General features: G+C 76.1%; 1 protein-coding gene. It reads right to left on the bottom strand.

Going from position 1 to position 1328, the window contains the following annotated elements; all coding sequences use genetic code 11:
- Window positions 1–5: 5 nt before the first annotated feature.
- A partial coding sequence (locus tag ACFWN1_RS33310; protein ID WP_384370515.1) for a PQQ-binding-like beta-propeller repeat protein occupies window positions 6–1328 on the bottom strand: 1323 nt, incomplete at its 5' end.

The raw sequence follows: 1328 nt of genomic DNA, 5'->3' as shown, positions 1-1328 counted from the left end.
ACCCCTCAGGTCGTACGGGCCGTCCCGGTGCCCTTCTCCGCGTCCAGCGCGTACACGCACCGGTCCTTGCTGCACGCGTACACCACGCCGTCCTTGACCACCGGGGAGCCGGTGATCTCGCCGCCGGTGGCGAGCTTCCAGCGCAGCCGGCCGTCGTCGGCCTTCAGGGTGTACAGCAGGTGGTCGGTGGAGCCGAAGTGGATGCGTCCCTCGGCCACCGAGGGGGCGCCCACCACGTCACCGCCCGCCTGGAAGCGCCACTTGGGCGTGCCCGTGACCGCGTCCAGCGTGTAGAGGCCCTTGCCGCTGCCGACGTGCACATGGCCGGCCGCCACCAGCACCGGTTCGACCGAGGAGCGGGCCTCGGTGGCGATGCGCCAGCGGTCGCGGCCGTCGGCGGCGTCCAGGGCGTACACGGTGCCGAGGTAGTCGGCGAGGTAGACCCCGCCGCCGGTGACCGCCGGGCCCGGCACGAAGGCGGGCGGCGACAGGAACACCGCAGGTGCCTCGAAGTGCCAGCGCACCCGGCCGGTCGACACCTCCACGGCCAGGACCCGGCTGCCCGCGCTGACGTACACCTGGCCGTCCGGCGCCGGGGTGACCCGTACCGGCACCCCGCCGCAGGAGGCCGCGTCGCCGATCGGGTACGACCAGCGCTCGTCGCCGGTGCGGGCCTCCAGGGCGCGCAGCCGGGCGTCCTGCCAGACGTAGACCGTGCCGTCGTGCACGGCGGGGCCGGCCTCGGGTGACTCGAAGTCGGTCTGGCAGCCGGAGATCTCCCACAGTCTGTGCCCGGACGCCGCCTCCCACGCCTGCACCCCGCCGCCGCGGGTGCCGGTGACGACCGTGCCGCGGTCGGCGTGCAGCGAGTACACCCAGGCGTCCGTGGACACCCGCCACAGGTCGGTGCCCTCGCGGGCGTCCAGCGCGAACAGGGTGGGCCCGTCGGAGGCGTGGACACGGCCGTCCGCGACCGCCATGGACCAGGCCACGTCCCGCGTCTTGAAGCGGCGGCGCCCGGTGGCCACGTCCAGGGCGTGCACCTCGAAGGAGGTGACGTAGACGAGGTCCCCGGCCACGGACGGGGTGCCCCACACGTCGTTGGACATCCGGAACCGCCAGGGCCGCCAGCCCGCCGCCGTCTCCGGCGCTTGCGGCGGCAGCGGGGGTACGGCCGGGTCGGCGCCGCCCACGCCGGGGCGCGGCCGGGACCAGTTCGCGACCAGGCCGGTCTCCGGCGGCGGCGCCTTCACGGCGGCCGCGCGGGCGTCGGCGACGCGTGGGCCGGGCCCGATGGGCACCTTCACCCCGGCCAGCCGCACCGGCCC

It is taken from the genome of Streptomyces sp. NPDC058459 (assembly GCF_042721685.1).
Lineage (GTDB): Bacteria > Actinomycetota > Actinomycetes > Streptomycetales > Streptomycetaceae > Streptomyces.
Note: the sequence above shows the minus strand (reverse complement) of the source record. Positions and strands in the feature narration are given on the sequence as shown.